Source organism: Paenibacillus cookii, from assembly GCF_018333375.1.
Lineage (GTDB): Bacteria > Bacillota > Bacilli > Paenibacillales > Paenibacillaceae > Paenibacillus_AQ > Paenibacillus_AQ cookii.
The window spans coordinates 60,904-85,422 of record NZ_BORW01000002.1; the positions used below are offsets into that span (position 1 = coordinate 60,904).

Consider the following 24,519-nt stretch of genomic DNA (forward strand, 5'->3'; position numbering starts at 1 on the left):
CCATCCCCCTATATTTTCGCGTGTGTCATCCGATATTCCGTCGGCGTCATCCCGAATCTTTTTTTGAATACCGTATGCAGGTAGCTGCCGCTCGAAAACCCTTCCAGGCCGGCAATGACGTCGATCGGATCCTTCGTTTCCGTCAGCCGTTTGCAGATCGATTTCAGACGAAAGTCCTCCAAAATCTCGCTGAACGAGCGGCCGTCGCCAAGATCCCTGAGGATCCGCTGCAGCTGTCTGCTGCTGATATGCAGCTTGTCGGCGACGTCGTCCAAGACGATCTCCCCCGCCGAATTGGCTTCGATGTATTCCATGGCCAGCTGGTACCGGTAAGCCTTCATGTCCCTCGCGGGCAGCAGCGCCTCCATCGGCTCCGATTCGTAAGCCCTGACCGCGCGCAGCAAAATTTGGATGACGCTGTGTTTGATCGTCGTATACAGCCCGGCATATTTCATATGGGCCGCCTGATAAGCCTCCAGGAAATAAGGCATGGCCCGATGAGCGTCCATGACCGGTTTGAGCGGCAATGTTTTCAGCTTCTCCATGCAATCCTGGGCTTCGGCGATTTCCCACGGATCGGCGGCATGGCGGGTGCGCCTGCCCTGGCCCTTTTCTTTCTCCGCCAGGTTGACGATATCGACATGGAGGCAAAGCTCATCCATCGCTTCCTCGGCATCCGCCTCCTGGTAATGCATTACGCCCGGTCCCGTCAAATAAAACATGCCCTCGCGCAGCGTGAACGGCTCCTGTTCCAGGATGACCATCCCTTTGCCGCGCGGAATAAAATGAAACTCGTATTCGGCGTGCTTGTGAAAAGACACCATTTTCCCCGGGGGAAACGTAATGAGGTGAAATCGCAGGACGCGAATCTCATAGTTCCCCCAATACACTTTCAGATCCAGCCGTTCCAGAGCGTCTGCGCGCTCCGTCATCATTTCATACGGAAAGTTGTTCATCATGAAGCACAGTCCTTGATTCCATATATTTTATTTCGGCACCTGAATTTAAGCTTGAAGATCGGATATACGAATGCCGCGGTGCTCGCGCGCCGATTGGTTCGCCGCCTCCATCAGTTTCGTCAATTCAAGGGCATACGCCACGTTCTCGTCGGCCGTCGTGTCGTTCTGGATATGGCCGACCCATTGCTGGAACGCGCTTTCACGCGGCCCCGGCACCGGAAGCTCTACCCAACCGTCGCTGTATTCGCTTTTCCGGGCCGTACGGATGAGAAGCTTTTCCTCAGGCGTGCCGTAAAGCAGCGTGCCGTCCGTGCCGTGAACTTCGATGCAGAACGGAGAGAAGCTGTTCACGAAGCCCGCTTCCACGATCCCGATCGCCCCGGACGGCGTCGACAGCGTCGCTACCGCGTTATCCTCGACTTCTTTGCCCGTAACGTAACCGTATTCCGCTTTGACCTCGACAGGCTCCTGCTGCAGGAACAAACGCGTCAAATACATCGGGTGGCAGCCCAGATCGATGAGCGCTCCGCCGAAGGTATCTTCCAGCTTGTAAAAATGGTCCGGCAGCCAACCCGCGGTAGACCCGTTGTGGGACAAACGGACGCGTACCAACGTCACTTTTCCGAGTAGCTCCTGATCGAGAATTTCGCGGATCGCCAGCGTGTATCCGTCATTCAGACGCGGCAGCGAAACCGTCAGCTTCACGTTATGGCGTTTGACCGCCTCCAAAATCTCGTTTGCTTCGTGCAGCGTCGGCGCAAGCACTTTTTCCGTGAAAATATGCTTGCCGGCGGCTGCCGCCTTCAGCATCACGTCGCGGTGCATCCGCGTCGGAGCGTCCACGATCACGCCGTCGATGTCGTCGCGGCCGAGCATTTCGTCGAGGGATTCATGGAAGTCCACGCCTTGCTTGTCTGCGGCTTCCTTGCCCCGCTGCGGGTTTTCGTCCCAAACCGCGACGATTTCCGTGTCCGGATGCTCCTGGGCTTGTTTCGTATAATCCCAAGCATGCACGTGCCAATAGCTAATTTTACCTATTCTGATCATGTTCAGCCACCCCAATGTTTAATTTAAGGACATCATGCCATTAATCTATCACAGGAAATACCGATAATACAGTGTAACATTGCGACAATAAGCTTCAATATTGCGACACAACGGCCAGACCGTCCCGATGACAAAAAGCCCACTCTCTCTTTGATAAAAGGGTGAGCTTTTCCTATGAACCTATTTAAAATAGACCGTTTTGCCCGTGCGCGCCGATTCGTAGATCGCTTCCAGCACCTCGGTGACGACCAATGCCTGCTCCGGTTTCACCATCGGTTCGGTATCGTTCAGGATGCTGTCGATCCAAAGCCGGCATTCCCTTGCGGCCTGGCTCTCCGACTTGCCGTCGAAATAAGCGACGCCGCCTGTGTTCAGCTCCGGCAGCTTGGTGTACAAATGACCCATCTCTTCGCCGTTGATCCGCAGTCCGTCGCGCATGTCCGCGCCGGCTTCGGTCCCGCACAGCGTCGCCTTCGCTTCGCCGACGTCCAGCGTATTCAGCGCCCAGCTCGATTCGAGGATGACGGTGGCCCCGTTTTCCATCGTGATGAATCCGAATGCCGAATCTTCGACGGTAAACTGCTCGGGATCCCACGGACCAAACGCGTTGGCGGCGTCCTTTTTGCTGCCGAGCTTATGGTATACGTTTCCGACGACGCTTTTGACCTTGTAGTTATCCATCAGCCAAAGCGTCAAATCGAGCGCATGCGTGCCGATGTCGATGAGCGGGCCGCCGCCTTGCTCCTCTTCGTTCAGGAACACGCCCCAGGTCGGTACGGCGCGTCTGCGGATGGCATGGGCCTTCGCGAAATAGACGTCGCCCAAATCTCCGCGTTCGCATATTTTTTTGAGAAGCAGCGAATCCGGTCGGTAACGGTTGTCATATCCGATCGTCAGCTTTTTGCCCGTGCGTCTGGCCGTTTCCAGCATCGCTCTGGCTTCCTCCGAAGTTTTTGCCATCGGCTTTTCGCACATCACGTGTTTGCCGGCTTCCAGCGCAGCGATGGTAATGAACGAGTGGGACTTGTTCGGCGTGCAGACATGGACCAGGTCGATGCTTTCGTCCTTTAACAGTTCCTTGTAATCCGTATAAATCGCGATGTCTTCCCTGCCGATTTTTTTGGCGGATTCGACCGCCCGCTCTTCGATGATGTCGCAGAACGCCACCAGTTCCACGTTTTTGTTCGCGTTCAAATTCGGTATATGTTTGCCGTTTGCGATGCCGCCGCAGCCGATCACGCCGACGCGGAGCGTTTTTTGTTCCTTAACCGCCATAACCCGAGTCATCTCCTTCTGATTCATAATTTATAATATTTGTCGAAGGTAGGCGAGGCTCGCCTTGATGCTTTCCAGCTGAGGCATCTCGAACTCCTCTTGTTCCACCGTATACCATTGCACGCCGTAACGTTTGCCCGTTTCGACGATCGCCTTGAAATCCATGATGCCGGACCCGATTTCCGTGTTCCGCTTGTCCTGCCCGCTTTTCATGTCCTTGATATGCAGCACCGAGCAGCGTTCTTTCAGCGATTCGATCCAGTCGACGGAACGGAATCCCGCCGCCTCCGCCCAGTACGTATCCAGCTCGAAAAACAAATGGTCGGGATCCGTGTGCCGGGCAAGCAGTTCGATGCCGGTGAGTCCGTCGAACTTCTCGAATTCGACCGCGTGGTTATGGTAGCCGAACCGAAGTCCCTGCTCCTTGCAGCGCTCCCCGATCCGGTTGAAGGCTTCCGCCGTGCGTTTGTAGCTGTCGGCGCTGCTGCGCATCTCTTCGGGAAGGCCCGGGCAAATAATGTAAGGGCTTTCGATCGTAAGCGAGTATTCGATCGTCCGGTCAAGACCGTCCTGCAGGTCGGAAATGCCGATGTGGCTTCCGGCGGCCCGGAGACCGTGAGCATCCAGCGCTTTTTTCAGTTCCGAAGCAGAGGTGCCGAAATAACCCGCGAACTCGACGCCGTCATAACCGATTTCCGCCACTTTGGCAAGCGTTCCCAAAAAATCGGCGCTTGTCAGTTCTTTAATGGAATACAGTTGAAGTGCTATATTTTCCACCGTCTTGCCTCCTCTGTGTCTCAAGTCAAGGTAAGGATACCAAAATCGGCAGATTCGTTATACAATGAACCTATTCAAAAATATAAAATTTTTGTCATGGTAAAAACGAGGTGCTGCAGCGATGACCGAACCGTATTTCGAGTCCAACCGTTCCCAAGACGGGTCTGTCCAATATCCTTACGAAAGCATGATCCATTCCAGCCAAAACGGAAGCATCGTCGTGGATCCCCACTGGCATATTTATATCGAAATACTGTACTTCCTTTCCGGCAAAGCCAAGGTGTTCCTGGGCGGGAAAAGCCATCGGCTCGAAACCGGCGATCTGGTTCTGATCCACTCGCACGAAACCCATTCGATTTATTCGACGGAGGAGCCCGTTTCATACATCGTCGTGAAATTCGATCCCGAAATTTTGTACTCGACCTCGCGCACCTTCCTGGAATCGAAATACATCCTCCCTTTTACGCTGGCGGATGCCGGAGGACAGCGGGTGTTTACGGCGGCCGAAATCCACGACACGCCCATTCCCGGCCTGATCCGGGAAATCTATGAGGAATTCACCTCCAAAGGGTTCGGCTTCGAGCTGGCCGTCCGTACGCTGATCTGCCGCGTTTTTCTATGGTTTCTGCGCCGCACGCATCCCCAGCATTGGGGGTGGGAGGTTTCGCGCTCGCTGAATGACAGCGACTACCGGATGCTGCAGCAGGTTTTCGAATACATCGACTACAACTATATGAACGACATCAACGCCCAAACGGCGGCCAAACTATGCAATATGAGCTACAGTTACTTTTCGCGGCGCTTCAAAGCGATCATGGGCAAAACTTTCACCAATTACCTCAGCTACATCCGGATCACCGAAGCCGAAAAGCTGCTGCTCACGACCGATATGAGCATGACGGATATTGCGCTCGAGGTCGGCTTTTCCAGCTCAAGCTATTTCATCCAGCAATTCCGCCAGTACAAAAACATCTCCCCCCATCAATTCCGCAAAAAAGGAAAAGCCTGATTCCAAGGAATCAGGCTTTTTGGGTATTCGAATGTAGCATGAACCTGCGAGCAGCAAGTCCCGCGTCGGCCGAAGAATAAAATGAATTAATTCAATAGCGTCTGAATCATCGTCTTCAAACCCTTCAGCATCGTATCATGCGAGAGGGATGGCAAACTCGGCTTGCTTGCGGCCATTTCTTCCGATGCGGGGAAATGGACAAAACCGCCGATCATGGATAGCCGGTTCGTCCGGATATAATCGAGAAGCGCATACATCGTATTGTTGCAAATGAAAGTGCCCGCCGAATACGAAATCGAGGCCGGAATTCCCTGCTCCTTCATCTTCTCCACCATCTCGCGGACCGGCAGCAGGCTGAACAAGCCGTCCGGGCCTTCCGGGTTCACGCGTTCGTCGTATGGACGGTTCCCTTTATTGTCCCCGACGGAAGATTCCTTGGGCACCTCCTTCAGATTGATCGCGATTTGCTCCGGCGTAATGGACGTTCGCCCGGAAGCCAAACCGCAGCAAATGACCGCGTCCGGCCGGATCGCTTCCACGGTTTCCAATAACTTGTCGGCGCATTCGTCAAATACGACCGGCAGCAGCCGGGTATGGATTTCCGCCCCGTCGAACCGTTCCTTCCCAATGTCCTCCAGCAGTTTTTCCGTCGGGTTGACCGAATCGCCACCGAACGGCTCGAACGCCGTCACGAGTATTTTCATGGATGTTTCCCCCTGTATGTAAGTTGTTATAAGGCCGAGACTCTTATCCCTTCCCGTTCCAGCGCGGCCCGCAGACTGCAGGCAAAAGACAAGGCATGATCGCCGTCGCCGTGGATGCAGACCGTGTCCGCCTCGATCGGAATGATCCGGCCGCTCGCAGCCGAAACGGCGCCTTCTCTAACCATTTGCAGCACTTGATCTACCGCCCGGTCCGGATCGGCAATCAATGAACCCGGCATGTTTCTCGGCGTTAACGTCCCGTCGTCCCGGTAAGTCCGGTCCGCAAAGACCTCCGATGCCGTGCGCAGCCCCATCGCCCTGCCCGCGGCAATCAACGCGCTGCCGGCCAGCCCGTACAGGATCAAGGATGAATCCGTTTCGTGCACCGCCCGGGCGACCGCGTCGGCCAGCCGCCGATCGGCTGCGGCCATATTATATAAAGCCCCATGCGCCTTAACATGTTTCAGCGTGCCGCCTTCCTGCTTAACAAAAGCTTGGAGCGCGCCAACCTGGTATGTCACCATGTCGTAAACTTCCTCGGCCGACACCTCCATGGGCCGTCTGCCGAATCCCGCCAAGTCGGGCAGCCCCGGGTGAGCGCCGATGGAAACGCCGCTTTGGACGGCCATCCGGACGGTACGCCGCATCACCGACGGATCGCCGGCGTGAAAACCGCAAGCGATGTTGGCGGACGTAATATACTCCATCATTTCGGCATCGGTGCCTAAAGCATAACGCCCGAAGCTTTCTCCCATATCGCAATTCAGGTCCACGCTTAACATCCGAACATTCCCTCCAATCTGACGTCGATCATGGTTTTGAGCCGCCGCAGGCCGCGTTCCCGTGCCAGGTACAACTGTTCCGCCTCGTCAAGGGAAACCTCGCGGAAGCGGATCGCGTCGCCCGGGGACAACTGCGCGACTTTAGGCAAATCGGCGGAAACGACCTGCGCGATTTTCGGATAGCCGCCAAGCGTTTGCCTGTCGGCCATGAGGATGATCGGCTGCCCGTCGGCCGGCACCTGTACCGTGCCGTCGGCAACGCCTTCGGACAGATACTCCCGGGGAGTCCGCAGCTCGAGCCGGGGTCCCGACAACCGGTAGCCCATCCGGTCGGACTCCGGCTTGACGCGGTAGGAATCTTCGAAGAAACGCCGAAGATCCGCTGCCCGAAAATCATCGTATTGCCGCCCCCTCGTGACCCGAACGGCTTGATTCCCGCGGATATAACCTGGCCGGGGAGCCGCCGACCAACGCGCCGCCCGAAAAAAAACATGCTCCGCGAAATCGCGGGAACTCGCGGCGGGGCTGCCGAATCGGCCCGAATCTTTGTTATGCAGGACATCTCCCGCCTGCAACGCCCTTCCGTTCAGGCCGCCGATGCCGGCTCGCAAATGCGTGCTGCGGCTGCCGAGAACTTGAGGCGAATCCACGCCGCCGGCAACCGCAACATAAGCGCGGCACCCGGATACGGGGCGTTTGAACGCCAGCTCGCTTCCCTGACGAAACCATACCGGCCGCCACATCGGAACGGGCGTACCGCCGGATTCCGGCGATAAATCGGCGCCCGTGATCGAAACAAGCATGCTTTGACGGAAACGCACCGAAAAACCGGACCAGGTGACTTCGAGCGCCGCCTCACTCTCGGCATTGCCGACAAGCCAGTTGGCGACCCGGTGGGCAAACCCGTCCATCGCCCCGGACCGGCCGAGGCCGTATTTGCCGTAACCTGTCCGCCCTAAATCCTGCACGGTAACGAGTAACCCCGGTTTCAATACCTCGATGCTCATCCCCGTTCACCTGCCAGTCTGTCGTATTCGGAAACGCCGATCGGCCGAAAACGGATATACTGTCCGCTGTTCAACAAAACCGGCGGGTCCTGCCCGGGCCGAAACAAGGCGAGCGGCGTTCTGCCGATGATTTGCCAGCCGCCGGGCGTGTCCAACGGATAGATGCCGGTCTGGGTTCCGGCGATCCCTACCGATCCGGCAGGAATGGACAACCGGGGCGTTCCTTTCCGCGGTGCGGATATGCTTGCCGGCATGCCGCCCAAGTACGGGAAACCCGGGGCAAAACCGAGCGCATACACCAAATAGTCCCGGCCCGAATGGATGCTGACGACCTCGGCTTCATCGAGCCCGTTCAATTCCGCCACATAGGCCAAATCCGGCCCGTGTTCGCCGCCGTAACAGACCGGAATGTCGATCACGTCCCGCTTCCGCTCCGCATGAACGCCGATCTGTTTCAACCGGTTCTGAACGAGGGATCTGACATGCTCGAAAGCCGTTCCCTCTCCCGGGGAGCGGTCTAACCTGAACGGGTCATAATAAACCGCAACCGCCGCAAACGAAGGAATGCATTCCACGAATCCGGGAAACGGACTTGCCTCCAGCAGGGACACCGCCGCTTGAACCTGGCGGTTCACGCCTTCGTCGATCTTTTCGCCGAATTGGATCAGCAGCGCAGTTTCGCCCAGCGGCTCGATCACCATATTGCCCATGCCTTCCCGCCTCCTTTACGTCAACGTTCATGAATCTATTTTAGAGGCAACCCGCGGAAATGCGCAATCATTGCCGAATAAAAACAAAAAAAGGACTGCCTGCCGCAGCCCTTTCCCTTGTACGTGCCTGATTTATTTTTTATTTCGCCAAGTCGATAAAACCTTCGCCGAACACGTCCCTGACGTCGTGAATGGTAATGAAGGCATCCTTGTCGACGGACTTGACGATTTTTTTCAACGTCGGGACCTCCTGTTTGTTAATGACGACGTACAGCACTTCCTTCGGCTGTTTCGTATAGTAGCCGTATCCGGGAAACACCGTCACGCCGCGCTCCATCACGGTATTGATCTCCTGCGCGATATGGTCGTATTCCTTGGAAATAATCGTGATCGCTTTCCGCGGGTTCAAACCTTCGATGATGAATTCCATCACTTTCGTTCCGACGAACAACATTACGATGGTAAGCATGAGGCTCTGCGCCCCGATGATGAAATAGGACGAAAACGCCACGATCAGGTCAAAAAAGAGCAGCGCGTAGCTGATGTTCCAATCCCAATATTTATGGGCGATCCGCGCCAAAATGACGCTGCCTGCCGTCGTGCCGCCCGCGCGCACGATGAGTCCGATGCCCACGCCCGCAAATACGCCGCCGAAAATGGCGTTAAGAAGCACGTCGTCCGATTGAAGCGTCCATCCTTCCGTCAAATGCAGGAACAAGGAGTTGCACACGATGGCGATGATGGTGTATACCGTCGTTTGCTTGTCCAAAAATTTATAGCCGACGATCAGCAGGATCGCGTTTAATATCAAATTCACCAGGCCCGGAGACCATTTGAACAAATAGTAAAGAATGATCGTGATCCCCGTGACGCCGCCTTCGGACAGGTCGTGAGGAATGACGAACAGATTGATGTCGAGCGCAAAAATGAATGAACCGATGATAAGCAAAAAAATGTCCGCGAGTTTTCTATTCATGGAACTGCCTTCCCTTGATTAATATCCGAAATTTTCAAATGTTCAAAACGCAACTTCCCTATTTTATAAGGGACGCCTGAGATACGTCAACAGAAAAAGGCCGGCCTCAGCAAAAAAAATCCCGCAGCTTGCTGCAGGTTGAAAAAAAGTTTCATAAACGGATCGGATCTTGGGCATGGCTAGGCATAAAATAAAAAAATCCGCGAAAAACGCGGATGAATTGGGACATACCCGATCCTCATTTCGGCGATCGGATGGAAACCGTATTGGTCGTACCGTCCCATTGGACGGAATAACCCGACAATTCCGAAAAATTTCTCAACGGAAGCATCAGGGAGTTATCCCTGTACCTTGAGGCCGTTATCTTGACGGTTTTCCCGTTGACCGTCGCTTGACCCGTCAGCGCCTGATGCACGATCGTGCGGCTGCCGATTCGAAGGGTCGCCGTTTTCGTTTGGTTGTTCCAGAGCACCTCCCCGCCTATCAATTCGATGCAAGCCCTGAGCGGAATATAAATCCGGGAATCGTACAGGATCATATCATTACGCAAATCCGCTTCCTTGTTGTCGATCAACAGCCTCCCCTCAAATTTCTGCTCGCCTAAGCGGTAACCTGAGTTTCGAGCGATCTCCTCAAACGAAAGCTTAGACGATGTGATAATGGCCATGGTGTGGAGTTGTACTTTGGGAAACAGCCAGTGAATATCGTCGTTATACATGCGGATGCATCCCGCGCTGACATACTTTCCGATGGAATTTTTGTTGTTGTTTCCATGGATCGCGTATGTCGTTCCTCGCGTTCCGTTGACGTCCAGCCCGATCCAGCGGTCGCCGAGCGGATTTCTTGGATCTCCTCCCGGAATTTTTTCTTTGTAATACGGACGGTTTTTGATTTTGCTCACGATTTCAAAACGCCCTTCCGGCGTAAGCGATGCCGTTTTGCCGGTGGCTACGCGAAATTCCCTGACGAGGGAACCGTTTTGGAAAAATGCCAGTTTATTCGTTTTTTTGTTGACGATGATCAGATCGTTGCCCGCGCTTTGTGCGTCCGCTTGCACTGGCGGGGGGATGATCCAACCCAGTAACATGATAAGAATGATTGCTGCGAATGAGCGGTGATAAGTACGCAGAATCCGCAAGCCTCCTTTCATCCGGTGATTAATGCCATTATATGGGAGGGGGAGGGTGTCCTATCACTCTTAGATGGATTTTAATCCGGAATTGTTGCAGCGCGCTCGAAAAAGCTTGTCTATGAAAATTCAAATTGAATCTTTCATGAAAATGATAGATTTTCCTTGTCACGATGCAGCGGGAGGAATACAATATATAATTGTCCACTTCAAGAATGGAGGAAATAAGATGTCACCGATTCGTTCGATTCCGGGACGCCCTTCAAACAAAAAAACGGTTTGGATGGTGGGCCTGTTCGTACTCATAGCCGTCATCGGATTGCTTTACGTCAAATGGTGGCCTTATTATCACAAGGCGTTTTCGGCTGCCGACAAGCATTCCATCGGCTCTTCGATCTTAAATATGGAAGGGAACGGGCCATCCTGGGGCTCCGCCTTGCAATACGCGCAAGCTTATTTCAAATCCGTATGGAAAGCGGCGGTGCTCGGCATTTTGCTCGGTTCCCTCGTACAGGTGCTGCTGCCTACCGGTTGGCTCTACGAAAAGCTTGGGAAAGCGGGATTCAAAAGCACGCTGATCGCGGGCGTATCGTCCCTGCCCGGCATGATGTGCACCTGCTGCGCCGCACCGATCGCCACCGGCCTTCGCAAACGCAACGTATCGGTCGGAGCCGCGCTGGCCTTTTGGCTCGGGAATCCGCTGCTTAACCCGGCGACGCTGATTTTTATGGCATTCGTCCTGTCCTGGAAATTCATGCTCATGCGCATCGTGTTCGGAATCCTGCTTACGTTCGGCGTCAGCTATTTTGCCAACCGGTTCGCGGGTGAAGCCAAGATGCCCGAATCGATGGCGGCCCTGCCCGAAGACAAGGGGGATCAGGCTCCGTTCCTTGTCCGCTGGCTCAAAAGCCTCGGCATGATGCTCGTCAGCGTCGTTCCGGCTTATCTGATCGCCGTGCTGCTGCTCGGCGCCTTTCAGTCCACGATGTTTCCGGTCTGGGTCGGCGGCGGCATCGCGGCCGTTATCGTGTTTGCGGTCGTCGGCACGCTGTTCGTCATTCCGACGGCGGCGGAAATTCCGATCATCCAATCCTTTCTGGCATTGGGCATGGGTACCGGACCTGCGGCGGCGCTTCTCGTGACCCTGCCGGCCATCAGTCTGCCGTCGGTGCTGATCGCATGGAAGGCTTTTCCGAAAAAAGTGCTGGCCTTCGTCTCCGTGTCGGTCGTGGTTGCCGGCATCGTCAGCGGTTTGATCGGCGCTTGGATCCTGTAATCCGCAAACGGCATCATATCCGAGCCTAAAACATAAAAGGACCTTCGATGGAGGGTCCTTTTGTTTTTGATCCCGATCCACTTCTTGACAACGTTTTCATTAGGATTTATATTGAATTCAAAGTTAATACGATGTGAAGAGACGCGGAGACCACGAAATGCTTTTGTTTTTCAAAAGGTATTTTGTGCGTCTTTTTTTGTTTCTTCCATCGGCATAAATTCTTCAACCAATCCAAATACGAGGTGATCGATCATGGCCATTCATGAACTGAGTTTCAAATCATTTAATCAAAAGGACGACATTCGAGCCTGGATCTACACCCCCATCCGCAAACCGCGCGGAATCGTTCAGCTGGTGCATGGTTTCGGCGAGCATTCGCGCCGGTATCTCCACATGATTTTGAAGCTGAATGAAGAAGGCTTCGTGGTTGCGGCGGACGATCATGTGGGACACGGCAAGACGGCATACGATTCAGGCAACTGGAGCGATTGGGGCGCACACGGCTACATGACGATGGCGGAAGATGAACACTCGCTCCGTCAACGGGTACAGGAGAAATATCCCGGCCTGCCCTATTTCATGTTTGGCCACAGCATGGGTTCCATGATCGCCAGATGTTATGCCGCCGCTTACGGAGAAGGGATCGACGGTTTGATTCTTTGCGGGACTTCGGGCGTGTTTCCGAATGCGGGCGAACTTGCGAAGGCGTTGAAGGAACAGATGGACCGGGGCAATGGAGAAGAAATCGATCCATCTTACTTGCAAAAGCTTCTGGGCTGGATGACGGAGCGCTGCGAAAATGCCTCCACCCCGAATGACTGGATCTGCGGCGATCCGGACGTCGTTGCCGACCATGCCCATGATCCGTTCAACAACTTTACGACGCCGCCCAATATCCGTTCGTTGTATTATTTTGTGATGATGATGGAAACGATCAAAGGTACGCAGTGGGCGGAAAAAGTGCCGGCATCCATTCCCGTTTACAATATCGCCGGGGATCAGGATCCTGTCGGCCAATACGGGGAAGGGGTCTACGCCGTTTCGAACTGGCTCGCGGAAACGGGTCATCGCGTGGAAACCAAGGTATATTCGGGTTATCGCCATGAAATCCACAACTATCGCGACATCCGGGACGACGTCGAAGATGGAATCATCGATTTTATCCATCGCGTGATCGGGAACAAATAGACCCTGCTCCAAAAAGAAGAAGCCTATGGCCATCGCCATGGGCTCTTTCTTTTTGGGACACCTTAAAATTTATCCGGCGGCAGAGGAGCACCGGTTTAGGACACGGTCGAATAGCCGTAGTCTTTTTTCTCTTCCTTACGATCCGGTTCGGCTTGAACCTCCGGCGCGGCGCTTGCATCAAGCTTGGCTTTGCCCATCAGCAGCGAGGCTGCGCATGCCAGGAGCACCGGGAGCAGCGCCCAACCAAAGGTGGCAGCGATCGACGAGGACAACGCCTCCGATACCGAATCCAAAAGCGCAGCGGGAATGCCGGCACGCGTCTGCTCCGACAGCAGCACGTGCGGATCGTTGACGGAAAGCGCATCGGGAACCTGTGCGCCTCCGCCGAACATCTGCCCCATCTTCGCCGAAAACGCATGGGTCTGGATCATCCCGAACGTCGTGATGCCCAGCGTCATGCCCAAGGAACGGAGAAAATTAAACGTGGAGCTGGCCGATCCCCGCTGGCGGTACGACAAACCGTGGATGCACGCGTTGCTCAGCACCGAAAATGAAGCGCCGATGCCCAGACCGACCAGGATCATGTAAAACGTGACTTGAAGCCGGGACGAATCCGGGCCGAGCGTCGTCAGCAGCGCCGTGCCTGCCGTTAACACCAGCAGCGAGGAGACCATGATCGAACGGTAGGAAATCCGGTTCATCAAGCTGCCGCCCAATGTAGCCGTAATGACCGACGATACCATCATCGGGAGCAGCACCATGCCGGAGCTGGTGGCCGAACCGCCGAGCACCCCCTGAATGAATATCGGGATGTAGACAGAGGCGGCAATAAACGCCGCGCCGCTAAAAAATCCGGTCAGGATGCCGGACGTATAGATCCGATTTTTGAACAAGCCGAACGTGATGATCGGTTCCTTCGCCTTCGTTTCCACGAACAGGAACGCCGCCGACAGAAGCACGAACCCTCCAAGCAGGCTTAACATCTCGGGCGAATTCCATGCCAGCTGCTTGCCGCCGAGCTCCAGCGCAAACATGAGGCAAACGACGGCTCCCAGGAAGGTGAACGCGCCGGCCCAATCGATCGGCTGCTTGGAATGCTCATGGGATTCCTTGTAACATAACGCGATCATCAGCAGCGCCGCCAAACCTAGCGGCAAATTGATGTAGAAATTCCACTGCCACGCGATATATTCGGTAATATAAGCCCCGACCAATGGGCCGAAGATGCTGGAGATGCCGAACACGGCCCCGAACAATCCGCCGAGCTTCCCTCTTTTCTCCAGCGGGACGGCATCATACATGATGGTAAAAGCGATAGGCACAAGCGCCCCGCCGCCAATGCCTTGAACGGCCCGGTACAGCGCCAATTGGGTAATGGACTGGGCCGTGCCGCACAGGGCCGATCCGATCATAAACAAAATGATCCCGAACACAAAAAACCTCTTTCGCCCATACATGTCGGACAGCTTCCCGAAAATCGGCATGCCGGCCATTTCCGCCACCATGTAGGCCGACGTGACCCAAACGAACTTGTCCATCCCTCCGATTTCGCCCACGATGCTGCCCATCGCCGTCGCCACGATCGAATTGTCCATCGATGCCATGAGAATGCCGAGCAGTAAGCAGCGATGACGACCGGCAGCCTGTTTTTTCCTTGTTGCTTCATATTCAGTACCACTCCTTCTTTTCTATTACGGTTTCGTTCTTGGCCTGAATAGAGCATACAAAAAGAAGTATGACAACGGCGTGTCATACTTCCCGATATTTTTCGAGCATGTTTTGCAACTGCTCCTTCACCGCTTTTCGGATTTCCGGCGGACTGACGACTTCCGCCCCAACCCCGAAGCTCAGCATGATCGGAATAAGCCAACGCAGGCTGCTGCGATGCTGGTTCGTCAAAATGATGTCCAGGCATCCGTCTTCTCCAAAGCGCTTTTCCGCGCCGACGAAAAAATCGAGCGCCCTCGCCATGGCGGGCGGCGCGATTCGGAGCACGACATCGAATACGTCCGCATCGGCCGGCCCGCTTTTTCCCCTTCCGGATTCGATCTTCGGTTCATGGCGGTGATGCTGGAAATGTTCTCCCGTAACAGCCATGGACACGATGCGAGGCAGCTTGAATTCCCGATAGTCGCTGCGGAGCCGGCAATAACCGTACAAGTACCAGGAGTCGTATTTGTACAAAAGATTAACCGGTTCGACGGCCCGCTGGATCCGCTCCCCTTTGGTGCTCACATATTCGAACTTTACCACAAGCCGCCTCCGAATCGCGTCATGAATCATCCGAAGCGTCTCGTTATATGGGCGCCAGCTGCCGATATCGAGCGACATGCTTGGTTTTTTGGCTTCCTGGTGGACGGTTTGGAGCTTATGGATCGTCTCCTCGGCTTTCTCATCCTCAAATACCGTGGACATGCTGCGCAAAAGAGTCACGAGCGAGTTCACGTCGTAGGAGCCGAGCAGGCTTTTGTCCATTTTATATTCTTCCATGATCCCGTAACCGCCGTTCACGCCTTGATAGGAAACCACCGGAATGCCCGCCGCGCAGATGGTTTCGATGTCGCGGTAGATCGTCCGTTGGGACACGTTGTATTTTTCCGCAAGGGCCGAAGCCGACAAGATTTCGTGATTAAGCAGCATGTAGATCATGGAAATGAGACGCTCAAGCTTCATGAAAGACCACCTTTTTTGATATGGATATACGATCCTCATGATCAGTCTAGCGTCCCGAGCCGCTTTTGTATAGAACGATGAAGAAAAAACGGAGATGTCCGATTCAAAACTTCCCTTTAAAGACAGGCGCTCCGGGCAATAAAATGCTGCTTGCAAAAGGGCGGTAAGTTTTTTAGCAGTTGCTTTATTCAAACTAAATCCGCAGAAATGAAGAGTACGGTGGATATGAACTAGGTATGTGTCGGTTTTTCTTTTGTGAATTTTTCATATGTTGTTTTTTTAACATGTTTGCCTGCTCTAGCCGGATTCTCAATCGAGTATTCATCGGTCCGTTCACTTTCTATTTCTTGTCTTTGAAGAAATCGTACTTGATCACAAAATCGAAGAGAGCCATAATTGCAATTGCTCCAAGGGGAATCATTAAATACGCCCATCGCGGATGGTTCGGAATTTCACCAGGGGGTGCTTCAATTAAAAAACCATAAAGAACAATGCTATAAATGACGGCCACGACCATACCTGTTACGTTTCTATTTTTCATAACTGCTTCTCACCTCGGATTCACAGAAATTCAAAGTATTGTATTTTTCACCTAATCATAGGATAACATGGCGCAACAACAATCGGAGAGATTCTCCTGTCGCGCCCCATTTTATTGAATGATCGTGCCCTTTTGCTCATTCGTTTTTCAATTGCGGATGGGCTAACAGTGAATTAAAAGGTTTAAGCGGTCCGCTTTGTAAAATCTTATCCACTTCCTCGTATCCAGGCGGGTAGGCGAAATTGTAACGTGAAGGAATTGCAAAAACGTATTTATCGTTTTGACCCAATTCGCTCGGTTGGATCGCTGCTGCACCAATAAAAAATTCTTCTCGTAGAAGAGATTCCCACTGATTGATCGTAAATACCATAATGGGTATATCCTGCCTTGGCTTTTGCTCGGTCCACCGAGGATCTCGAATAGAAAGGATTGGACCGGTTTCTGAAGTCTGTTTACTTACGTTTTTGTCCATTGCGTTGCCTTCCCAATGACTATTTACAATAGAATAACCTTTCCAGCTTTCGGGTAAAGAAAACTGAAACCCGTATTGTTTATTTGTATACACGATAGAATCTGAATCCGTGGATGAAGGGGCTCGATCAGGGCTTTGAGTCGGCGTTTTTGTTGGTTGACTTGTGGCTTGCGTGGGTTGGGATTGAAAATGTTCATCATCCATACTCGTGCAACCAACCAATAAAATAATGGTGAAAAGAAATAGAACAAGCCATTTATTCAAAAACCGTCACCATCCTTATTGCCTCATGTTTTCTAAAATTACAGACGATAATGAAAGCATTAAAGTTTGACCAAGTTTATGATTATTTTTATGGTACATATGTAAACACTTTTTCCGCTTTACTGTACCCGCAACCCGTACGCAACTTGATCGTGGCATATGAGTAAAAACAGGGACACCCGGGAGAACGGATGTCCCTGTTTTCGTGAATGCACATACCGAAACGTTGATCATCATCGGTAGATGCGCAATCGATTATACGAACCAATCCAATCATTTCATGCCATCGTTTCGCAACCCCCATGCCGCGATCCAGGCGACGGCCGCGACCGCAGTCGTGATGAAAAACGCGTCGGAATAAGCTCCGGCCCCCTCCCCGTACCAAGGATTAAAGGGATGCGCCGCGTCCCGCCGCGCCGATAAAACGGCCCCGATCAACCCCGCTCCCGTTCCGGCGCCAAGGTAGAGCGAGCCTTGGAAGATCCCGACTCCCACGCCGACCTGATCTTTCGCCACAGCGCTGACGGCTGCGCTATTCGCCGGGGAGTTCAACAGCGCAAAAGCAATTCCCGCCCCTAATACGCCTACCGAAACAAGGACAGGAGAGTTTCCTGCAGCATAGGTCGACAAAAAGAATGTGGATACGCCCATCATGCTTGCACCGGCAACGATCAACCGTTTCGTCCCTACCCGATCCGACAGGCGGCCAATGACCGGAGAAAAGGCCGCGACGGCCGCTCCACCCGGCAGCAACACCAGCCCTGCCTGGCCGGGGGAAAGCCCGTTCGCCTCCACGACCAGCAGCGGAACGAATACAAGCACGGCGAAATAGGCAAACATCGAGCACATTGAAACGATCAGTGCGCATACATAAACTCGGTTCGCAAACAGAACGGGCGGGACGAACGGATCATCCGCGGCATGGATACGCCAGACGAAGCAGATCAAAGCCGCAACCGAACCTGCAAAACTTCCGGGCGACGACACTGAAGCAAACCCGGCTGCTTCCCCTTGAGTCACGCCAAAAAGCAGAAGCCCGGCGGTCAGCCCCAGCAGCGCGCCGCCAAGAACATCAAACGGCCGCCGCTTTCCTTGTTGGGCGGCAGGCAGAAGGGACGGCAGTGCATACATCGTGCCAACGATAACAAGCACCGAAAGCAGCAGCGTGACCCAGAACAATGCCTGCCATCCCCACAGATCTCCGACGGCGCCTCCAAAAATCGGTCCGCTTGCGGTTCCGATCCCGATGCTGCCTGCAATGATGCCGAAGGCTCCGCCTCGTTTGCCCGGCGGCAGCACCTTCGAAACAGCGACGACCGAAAGGACGGGAATTGCCGCCATCCCGGCTCCCTGGATCATTCTCCCCGCAACAAGAACGATTAGATTCGGGGCGAGAGCGCAAATCAGGCTCCCGGACGACAGAATGCCGACCGCAATGATAAATAGCTTTTTCAAATCGAAAAAATCCGACATTCTTCCGTACAAAGGAACCCCGATCGCCAAAATAAGCGCGACGCCGCTGACCACCCAGCTAATGCGGGCTTTTGAAGCTCCCAGTTGTTCGCCGATAAGCGGGAGCGCGGGATTTACCATATCCACCGTAATCGCCGCCACAAGAACGGATAATGCCAATGTCATGACGAGGAGTGTTATTTTTCCTTGGCTGAGTCGTGGGATAAGTGCTTCATTTGAGTTGTTTCTAACCATTGGATTGCCTCCTAAAAAATGATTTATGTTTTTTAGGAGGCCGCATCCACTGCTTCCTTCGTCAATGTTTCTCACCCCTTCCCCTTGGTTCACCATGAACCCGTTGTTTCAAACAAAAACTTGCAAACCTTCATTTTCACGCCAAAAAGTCGCAAAAAAAAGACACCGGAATTCCGGTGCCCATCTTACGTTTAATGTTATCAGCCCATCACTGCACATGAACCAGCCGCAGCTTGAATTCACGCATCAGTTAACACGAGAGAGGCATAAAAACGTACAGACACCGTATTCGCAGATTTAATTGCAGCGCAGCTTAAAAATGGGCAGACGTATCCCGTCGAATGCAAATTTCCCGATTTTTTTACGGATAAACCGATCCAAGCCGGTACGAATACAGATCTCATCGCTTTTGGCCTCCTTTCAACTTAATTAAAGTCATTGTATCCGAAAGCGGTTAGGTACACAACCTTTGGCCCGCTCGGATCCAAAACCCGGCTTGTTCGACTTTCCCATGGATGCATGACTGACGCTTCTTTATCGCTCCAACACTTCACTCAAGCCTTGCTTGAGTCCTTCGACGTCAAGACCGTCGACCGCAAAAGCCATGCGCACCAGCTCCGGCGAAACGAATTCGTCGTACTTCCCCAAATAGGGCGCTTCATCAGGCCCGAGCAGCATTAACGGATCCGTGCAGGACGCGCATTCCTGAAGGATTTGCTCCAATAACGTCCGGCTGTCCGCTTGGCCGGCAACGACAAAATAATATGGCTCCATCGGCACGATCGAACGCAGCGACAGGCGCTCGGCAAGATTATGTTTAAGCAGCCGTTCGAGCGTCCGGAACTGCTTGCTCCCGATCCACGGCAATACGAACAGCGAGTCGCCGCCGGCCGGGATGACGGGCGACTTCAGCAGCCCGCTTTCTTTCGCCAGCCTGCGCGCCCGCTCCAACCGGTTCACGGCCTGCGGCGACAGGTACGAATAAATGGCGGTGTCCGCCAGCACTTCGCGCATTTTCCGCACGACCAGCGTATGAATATCCCCTCCGCCGCCAAGCCACAACGTATCGACCTTGCCCAGCGCCGCTTTGACATAGACGGCTTTATGCTTCGTATCGACTTCGGTTACTTTCCACAATTTTCCCGCCAATGAAAAACAATATCCCGGCGGCGGCACCGTCGTAATCGAGCCGATTTCTTCCGTGCCGTTGTAGACCGCATGCTCCTCGTCATCCTTGAATACGGCGTAAAAACGGAAATTGTTGACGATTTTTTCTCCCGTCAGGCCGATAATCAAACTTTGCTGTTCCGTCCACTGCACATGGTCGGTTTGCAGCAAATAATTCAAAAACGTTTTATACGCAGCGGCCGGAATTTGCTTGAACGATGGCAGCGAAAGCACGTATGCCGCCAGTTCGGCCGGCGTTGCTTCCCCCATGCTTTTCAGGATGCTCAACGTCTGGTGGTATAAAAGCCCGATCGGCATTTTCCGGATGTCCAGCGGCTCCACCCACCGGTCGCGGACGTACAGCTCGATCACGGCGATGGCGCGCAGCAGCGTCCAAGGCATTCGCGCCGGCAGCGGAGCGTCTTCGTCTTCCTCTTCCGGGCATACAAACAGCATCTCCGACGGCGCGTCGTTCCGGCGGCCGGAACGCCCCAGGCGCTGCACGAAGCTCGAAGCGCTGTAAGGGGCGCCAAGCTGCACCACGCGCTCGAGCTCGCCAAGGTCGATGCCCAGCTCCAACGTCAGCGTGGCTGCCGCCACGGCCGGACCGGGCCCGTTTTTCAGCGCGGCTTCCGCTTCCTCGCGCAGCATGGCGGAGATGCTGCCGTGATGCACGTGGAAGACGTCCGGCTGATGGCGCTGGGCTGCCACCCTTCGCAGCTCCAGCGTCGTGAGTTCGGCATCCGATCGGCTGTTGGTAAAAATGAGCGCTTTTTTCAAATGGGTGCTGTCGTATACGAAGTTATAGTAGGCTTTGCGCGCGTTTTGCAAGTGCTCCGCCTGCTCCTCGTCCCTGGCGTCCGGAAACGAAAAATGCTCCACGCGCAGCCTAACCTTGCGTCCCCCAGGCACCGAAACGGCCTCCACGGGCCGGCTGCCGCCTGCGCCAAGCCATGCTTTCGCCGCCTCGTAGTCGCTTAACGTCGCGGACAAGCCTACGCGCCTTGGCGAGCAGCCGGTCATTTTTTCGATCCGGGCGATTTGGCTGAGCACCTGGATCCCGCGGTCCGCTCCCATAAAAGCATGAACCTCGTCAATGATGATATACCTGAGGTCATGGAACAGCGCCGGGATCGCATTCGGTCGGTTCATCAGCAATCCTTCAAGCGATTCGGGCGTAATTTGCAGCACTCCGGAAGGATTCCGCATCAGCTTGGTTTTCTCCGTCTGCGACACGTCGCCGTGCCAATGCCATACCGGAATGTTGCCGTCCCTAAGCAGCTCCTTGATCCGTTCAAACTGGTCGTTGATCAGCGCTTTGAGGGGACCTATGTACAAAATCCCGACGGAAGCGGACGGGCGTTCGTGCAGCTCGGTCAAAGCCGGAAAAAAAGCCGCCTCCGTTTTGCCGGACGCCGTCCCGGCGGCGATCAGCATATGATGGTCGGAATTCATGCAGATGTTAAGAGCTTCGACCTGCGCAGGACGCAGCGTCTCCCATCGTTTCCGGTAGATGAACTCCTGAATGAACGGAGCCAAACGGTAAAAGACATGGCTCGCGCCGCCGCTCATAATTCGAACTCCGCCAGAAAATCGTCCAAATCGTCTTGTTCCCGGCACGCCGCCGCAGGCGCGGCCATCCGCTCGCCCAGCAGCCGGCTGAATGAAGCATCCGGATTTTGATGCAGCGTATGCAGCAAATCCATGAAGTCGCGAACCACTTCGCGCGGGGTCAGCAGCTCGTCCGCCCCCAGCCGCCCCACGGCCGTTTCCATGAATTGAATCAAATCCGCGTCGGTCAAAACCGGAGCATAACCGAAATGCAGCCCGTGAATTCGCAGCAGCTTTTGCAGCAAAATCAAAATTTCTTCATGCGACAGCATTTCCAGCTTCAAAATCGGCCCGGTGTAGTTCCGGTATCCGTTTCCGGCAAACCTTCCTTCCACCAGGCGCGAACGCAGCGCCTCATAACTGAATAATCCGCGGCGTTCGTCCTCGACGAATTGCGGCGTCCCTCCCAGGAAGATGCCCAAATGCTCGGCTTTGCCCTGCATCGTGTCATTAAACATCGTCAGCAGCTTCTCATAATTGCTTGTCCGGGACACGCTGTTCGATATTTTATAGAGATTGACGCCTTCGTCAATGAACAGCAGCAGCCCTTTGTAGCCGATTTTCGCCACGAATTCCGACCACAGTTTGATATAATCGTACCAGCTGTCGTCATCGATGATGACCGCCACGTCGAGTTCTTTTCGAGCCTCGGTCTTGTTCGGGTACTCTCCGCGAAGCCAGCGCAGCGCCGCCTGCTTTTTCTCGTCCTCCCCAAGCTTGTATCCGTTCCAATAAGCCGCAAGCACTTTGGCAAAATCGAAACCGTGCACCAAATTGTGCATTTGTGACGTCACCGCAAAAATCCGCTGCTCCACCTCATGGGCAAGCGCCGGATCGTCCGCGCGCAAACCGCCGGCCTGCATCGCCTCCTGCTGAATCGCCAAAATCCATTTTTGGAGTATCGCTTCGAGTGCCCCGCCGTCCGGCCGGGTCTTCGTGGACAAGTGGGTCATCAGCTCACGGTACGTTGCAAGCCCTTGCCCTTTCGTGCCGACGAGTCTGCGTTCCGGAGACAAATCCGCGTCCGCCGTCACGAATTCCCGGTCCAGCGCGTAGTTGCGGATCGTTTGCAGCAAAAAGCTTTTCCCGCTCCCGTAACGCCCGGTAATCAGCTTCATGGCGGCGCCGCCTTCGGCAATGTTGTCCATATCCCGCAGCAGCGCCTCTACTTCCGGCTTCCTTCCCACCGCGATATGCTCCAGCCCGACCCGCGGCACGACGCCCGCCGTCAAGGAATTGACGAGCGCGGTCGTCAGCCTTTTTGGTATTTTCAAATCCGTCATGTTTCCACCCCTTAAACAATTACGCTTTCTTCAACGCTTCCAGATATCCGCTATATTCTTCCGCAACGTCGTCGCCGTCGATCATCAGATCGCCGATCGTTTCCATCGCGGCTTGGTTTATTTCGTCGATCAGCAGCGCCGGCATCGATCCGTGTTTTTCGGCGATCCGCTCCAGCTCGCTGTGTGGCATTCGGGATTTTAATGCATATAAGACCTCCGAATGGGCGGGTCCCAGTTGCTCCGCAAATGAGGTCCATTCCTCGTCCAATAAGGACGTATCCCACGCAAATCGTTGTTGTTCCATTGCAGGTCTCTCGGGGGCTCGTTCGCTGCAGCTTTTCCGTTCCAAACCTTCCTCCGGCCCGCTATGTTCGGCATGATCATGTTCAGCAAGATCCGTTGGCGGCACGGGAATATTCCCTTCCTCACTCCGTTCATACGCCGGTTCGTCCCATTCCTCGATCGTCAGCATGCTCCGCACTTCTTCGCTGTCTTTTTGCAGCATGGCCAGTTTCTGCGGATCAATGGATACGGCCGGGACGGAAAGCTTTTTGGCGGCAAATTCCTTGTCCAAAAACCGCCGGATCAACGTCTCTGTTTCGCTTTTTAACGTGACTCCCCGCAAGCGTCCTTTAAAACCTGTCAGCTCCCGCAGCTTGTTTTCGGCGCACCGAACCAGCTGCGTGACGTAATAGCGTAACGGCGGGCATTTTCGGATCTCAAGGATCCGCATCGGAAATGTCCTTCCGTACGTTTCGGCATCATACACGCTGCTGCGGAACAAATACCGCTCGATCTTTTTGCCCGTCCCCTTATAAAAGGTGTCCACGAGGCCTTTTCCCGTCGTTTTTTGCAGATAGGAGTGGACCAGCGCGATGACCTGAGGCGTGTATTCCTCCAACAATCCGCAGCCCTCTTCCGCATAAAATTTGCTTCGCCGCGCATCGTAATCCGACAGTGTCAAAATCTGGTCCAACGTCAGTAAAGCGGGATTTTCGCCCATCATCCTTTCCAGTTCCAGGTCAAACAGTTCTCCCGCCCAAGCCTGACCGGACCTTGCGAGAATGTCGATCAGCGGGACGTCCAGCCGATGCACCAGCACGAAGTCGCATACCCACTCGGCCAGATACTGATTCAGCTTCGGATATCGGTTTCCATAGGCATCCCAAAGGTTCATCATCTGCTCATATCCCTGCCGCGGCCGCTCCCATCCGACGCCATGAATCAGCTCGTACAGGCAGACGAAAATATAGGAGAGGTCGGTGAAAGGAAAACGTCCGCTGCGGACTTCGCTCCTCCAGTAAAAATACCAGCGCCGCTGCAATTCGTTCATCTGCTCGTACGTCGGCCAGTAGCTCATGAACGGGACAAAAGGCGCCTGCTCCTCCGTCCGCTCCGCCATCGCTTGAGCCTGCTGCACAAAACGTTTTTCCTTCGATAGAGCCGCCACAAAAGGGAGCTTCTCTTCCGCCGGCCGCTCCTTCCGCTCCGGAATGCCCAACTCGCGCAAAGGGCCGTTTTCCCCATGCGCAGGCGCGCTCAAATCGATTTCCGCAAAATCCAAAGGCTTTTGATTTGAATTCATGAAACCATGCATCACCATTTCACAGAATATTTGTTCTCTTTTTTTCATTATATATGAAAATGGCTTGGGGTGTAATTTTTTTGGCATTCTGTGTGGTTTCTGCAGAGCTGTCTCTGGGAAAAGATGATCTCCTGCAACCTGGTTGTATCTATTTCCTTATAAATCCCAATTGAAGTCTTCGTAACTTTAAACTTCAGATACTAACGAAGAAGAACCCACTCCATGGAGTGGGTTCTTTTGGGTTCTTCAGAGTGTCGAGAAAGTCCAACGGACTTTTCGACACTCTATTTTTTATATGGGGAATCATATCTTTTAAAATAAAAATCGATTTAAAGCGCTCTGAGACCCCTACTTCAGTGACCGACGAGGCAATTTTA

21 protein-coding genes are annotated in these 24,519 nt (G+C 54.0%); 3 read left to right on the top strand and 18 right to left on the bottom strand.

The window, feature by feature from the left end; all coding sequences use genetic code 11:
• Nucleotides 1–8: 8 nt before the first annotated feature.
• From KI367_RS03160 to KI367_RS03175, 4 genes are all read right to left on the bottom strand, one after another.
• Nucleotides 9–959, bottom strand: coding sequence for an AraC family transcriptional regulator (locus KI367_RS03160; RefSeq protein ID WP_036709348.1), 951 nt, complete (start codon nucleotides 957–959; stop codon nucleotides 9–11).
• A 45-nt stretch (nucleotides 960–1,004) separates the two neighbouring features.
• Entirely contained in the window at nucleotides 1,005–2,006 is a 1,002-nt protein-coding gene (locus KI367_RS03165) for a Gfo/Idh/MocA family protein (RefSeq protein WP_212947540.1), read from the bottom strand.
• 180 nt (nucleotides 2,007–2,186) lie between these two features.
• Nucleotides 2,187–3,281, bottom strand: coding sequence for a Gfo/Idh/MocA family protein (locus KI367_RS03170; protein ID WP_212947541.1), 1,095 nt, complete (start codon nucleotides 3,279–3,281; stop codon nucleotides 2,187–2,189).
• 30 nt (nucleotides 3,282–3,311) lie between these two features.
• Nucleotides 3,312–4,058 carry a sugar phosphate isomerase/epimerase family protein gene (locus KI367_RS03175; RefSeq protein ID WP_212947542.1) on the bottom strand — a complete coding sequence of 249 codons (747 nt, stop codon included), beginning with the start codon at nucleotides 4,056–4,058 and terminating at the stop codon, nucleotides 3,312–3,314.
• A gap of 121 nt (nucleotides 4,059–4,179) precedes the next feature.
• On the opposite strand from KI367_RS03175, the gene KI367_RS03180 reads away from it, so the two are divergent.
• On the top strand, nucleotides 4,180–5,067 hold the full coding sequence (locus KI367_RS03180) for an AraC family transcriptional regulator (protein WP_052146942.1): 888 nt from the start codon (nucleotides 4,180–4,182) through the stop codon (nucleotides 5,065–5,067).
• Between the two features lie 86 nt (nucleotides 5,068–5,153).
• On the opposite strand, the gene pcp is transcribed toward KI367_RS03180, so the two are convergent.
• The 6 genes from pcp to KI367_RS03210 all read right to left on the bottom strand — a co-directional run bounded on the left by pcp (nucleotide 5,154) and on the right by KI367_RS03210 (nucleotide 10,303).
• Nucleotides 5,154–5,771 (bottom strand): pyroglutamyl-peptidase I, encoded by a 618-nt coding sequence (pcp, locus tag KI367_RS03185; RefSeq protein WP_212947543.1) that lies wholly within the window; start codon nucleotides 5,769–5,771, stop codon nucleotides 5,154–5,156.
• A gap of 26 nt (nucleotides 5,772–5,797) precedes the next feature.
• Nucleotides 5,798–6,553: a LamB/YcsF family protein gene (locus KI367_RS03190; protein WP_036709341.1), complete on the bottom strand. Its 756-nt coding sequence runs from the start codon at nucleotides 6,551–6,553 to the stop codon at nucleotides 5,798–5,800.
• Complete coding sequence (locus KI367_RS03195; RefSeq protein ID WP_212947544.1) at nucleotides 6,547–7,560, bottom strand: 5-oxoprolinase subunit C family protein; 1,014 nt, start codon at nucleotides 7,558–7,560, stop codon at nucleotides 6,547–6,549. The genes KI367_RS03190 and KI367_RS03195 overlap by 7 nt, the downstream gene beginning before the upstream one ends.
• A complete protein-coding gene (gene pxpB, locus KI367_RS03200; protein ID WP_212947545.1) occupies nucleotides 7,557–8,270 on the bottom strand; it encodes a 5-oxoprolinase subunit PxpB in 714 nt (237 codons plus the stop codon). Before pxpB ends, KI367_RS03195 begins: the two co-directional genes overlap by 4 nt.
• A 139-nt stretch (nucleotides 8,271–8,409) precedes the next feature.
• On the bottom strand, nucleotides 8,410–9,246 hold the full coding sequence (locus KI367_RS03205; RefSeq protein ID WP_212947546.1) for a YitT family protein: 837 nt from the start codon (nucleotides 9,244–9,246) through the stop codon (nucleotides 8,410–8,412).
• 238 nt (nucleotides 9,247–9,484) lie between these two features.
• A complete protein-coding gene (locus KI367_RS03210) occupies nucleotides 9,485–10,303 on the bottom strand; it encodes a L,D-transpeptidase family protein (protein WP_246536564.1) in 819 nt (272 codons plus the stop codon).
• A gap of 301 nt (nucleotides 10,304–10,604) precedes the next feature.
• On the opposite strand from KI367_RS03210, the gene KI367_RS03215 reads away from it, so the two are divergent.
• Both KI367_RS03215 and KI367_RS03220 read left to right on the top strand, forming a co-directional pair.
• On the top strand, nucleotides 10,605–11,651 hold the full coding sequence (locus KI367_RS03215) for a permease (protein ID WP_036709337.1): 1,047 nt from the start codon (nucleotides 10,605–10,607) through the stop codon (nucleotides 11,649–11,651).
• A gap of 252 nt (nucleotides 11,652–11,903) precedes the next feature.
• Nucleotides 11,904–12,839 carry an alpha/beta fold hydrolase gene (locus KI367_RS03220; protein WP_212947550.1) on the top strand — a complete coding sequence of 312 codons (936 nt, stop codon included), beginning with the start codon at nucleotides 11,904–11,906 and terminating at the stop codon, nucleotides 12,837–12,839.
• A gap of 95 nt (nucleotides 12,840–12,934) precedes the next feature.
• Here the strand turns inward: KI367_RS03220 and KI367_RS03225 are convergent, their stop codons facing one another.
• The 8 genes from KI367_RS03225 to KI367_RS03260 form a co-directional block, all read right to left on the bottom strand.
• Nucleotides 12,935–14,443, bottom strand: a complete 1,509-nt coding sequence (locus KI367_RS03225) for an MFS transporter (RefSeq protein ID WP_212947552.1) — start codon at nucleotides 14,441–14,443, stop codon at nucleotides 12,935–12,937.
• A gap of 145 nt (nucleotides 14,444–14,588) precedes the next feature.
• A complete protein-coding gene (locus tag KI367_RS03230; protein WP_212947558.1) occupies nucleotides 14,589–15,512 on the bottom strand; it encodes a helix-turn-helix transcriptional regulator in 924 nt (307 codons plus the stop codon).
• 340 nt (nucleotides 15,513–15,852) lie between these two features.
• Nucleotides 15,853–16,053 (bottom strand): hypothetical protein, encoded by a 201-nt coding sequence (locus tag KI367_RS03235; protein WP_212947560.1) that lies wholly within the window; start codon nucleotides 16,051–16,053, stop codon nucleotides 15,853–15,855.
• 136 nt (nucleotides 16,054–16,189) lie between these two features.
• Nucleotides 16,190–16,789 carry a hypothetical protein gene (locus KI367_RS03240; protein WP_156124554.1) on the bottom strand — a complete coding sequence of 200 codons (600 nt, stop codon included), beginning with the start codon at nucleotides 16,787–16,789 and terminating at the stop codon, nucleotides 16,190–16,192.
• A 273-nt stretch (nucleotides 16,790–17,062) separates the two neighbouring features.
• The gene (locus KI367_RS03245) at nucleotides 17,063–18,496 is read right to left on the bottom strand and encodes an MFS transporter (protein WP_212947562.1); all 1,434 of its coding nucleotides are present in this window, start codon (nucleotides 18,494–18,496) and stop codon (nucleotides 17,063–17,065) included.
• A 534-nt stretch (nucleotides 18,497–19,030) separates the two neighbouring features.
• The gene (locus KI367_RS03250; RefSeq protein ID WP_212947564.1) at nucleotides 19,031–21,235 is read right to left on the bottom strand and encodes a DEAD/DEAH box helicase; all 2,205 of its coding nucleotides are present in this window, start codon (nucleotides 21,233–21,235) and stop codon (nucleotides 19,031–19,033) included.
• Complete coding sequence (locus KI367_RS03255) at nucleotides 21,232–22,557, bottom strand: ATP-binding protein (protein WP_212947566.1); 1,326 nt, start codon at nucleotides 22,555–22,557, stop codon at nucleotides 21,232–21,234. Before KI367_RS03255 ends, KI367_RS03250 begins: the two co-directional genes overlap by 4 nt.
• Before the next feature lie 19 nt (nucleotides 22,558–22,576).
• Nucleotides 22,577–24,142, bottom strand: coding sequence for a TerB N-terminal domain-containing protein (locus tag KI367_RS03260; RefSeq protein ID WP_212947568.1), 1,566 nt, complete (start codon nucleotides 24,140–24,142; stop codon nucleotides 22,577–22,579).
• Nucleotides 24,143–24,519 lie beyond the last annotated feature (377 nt).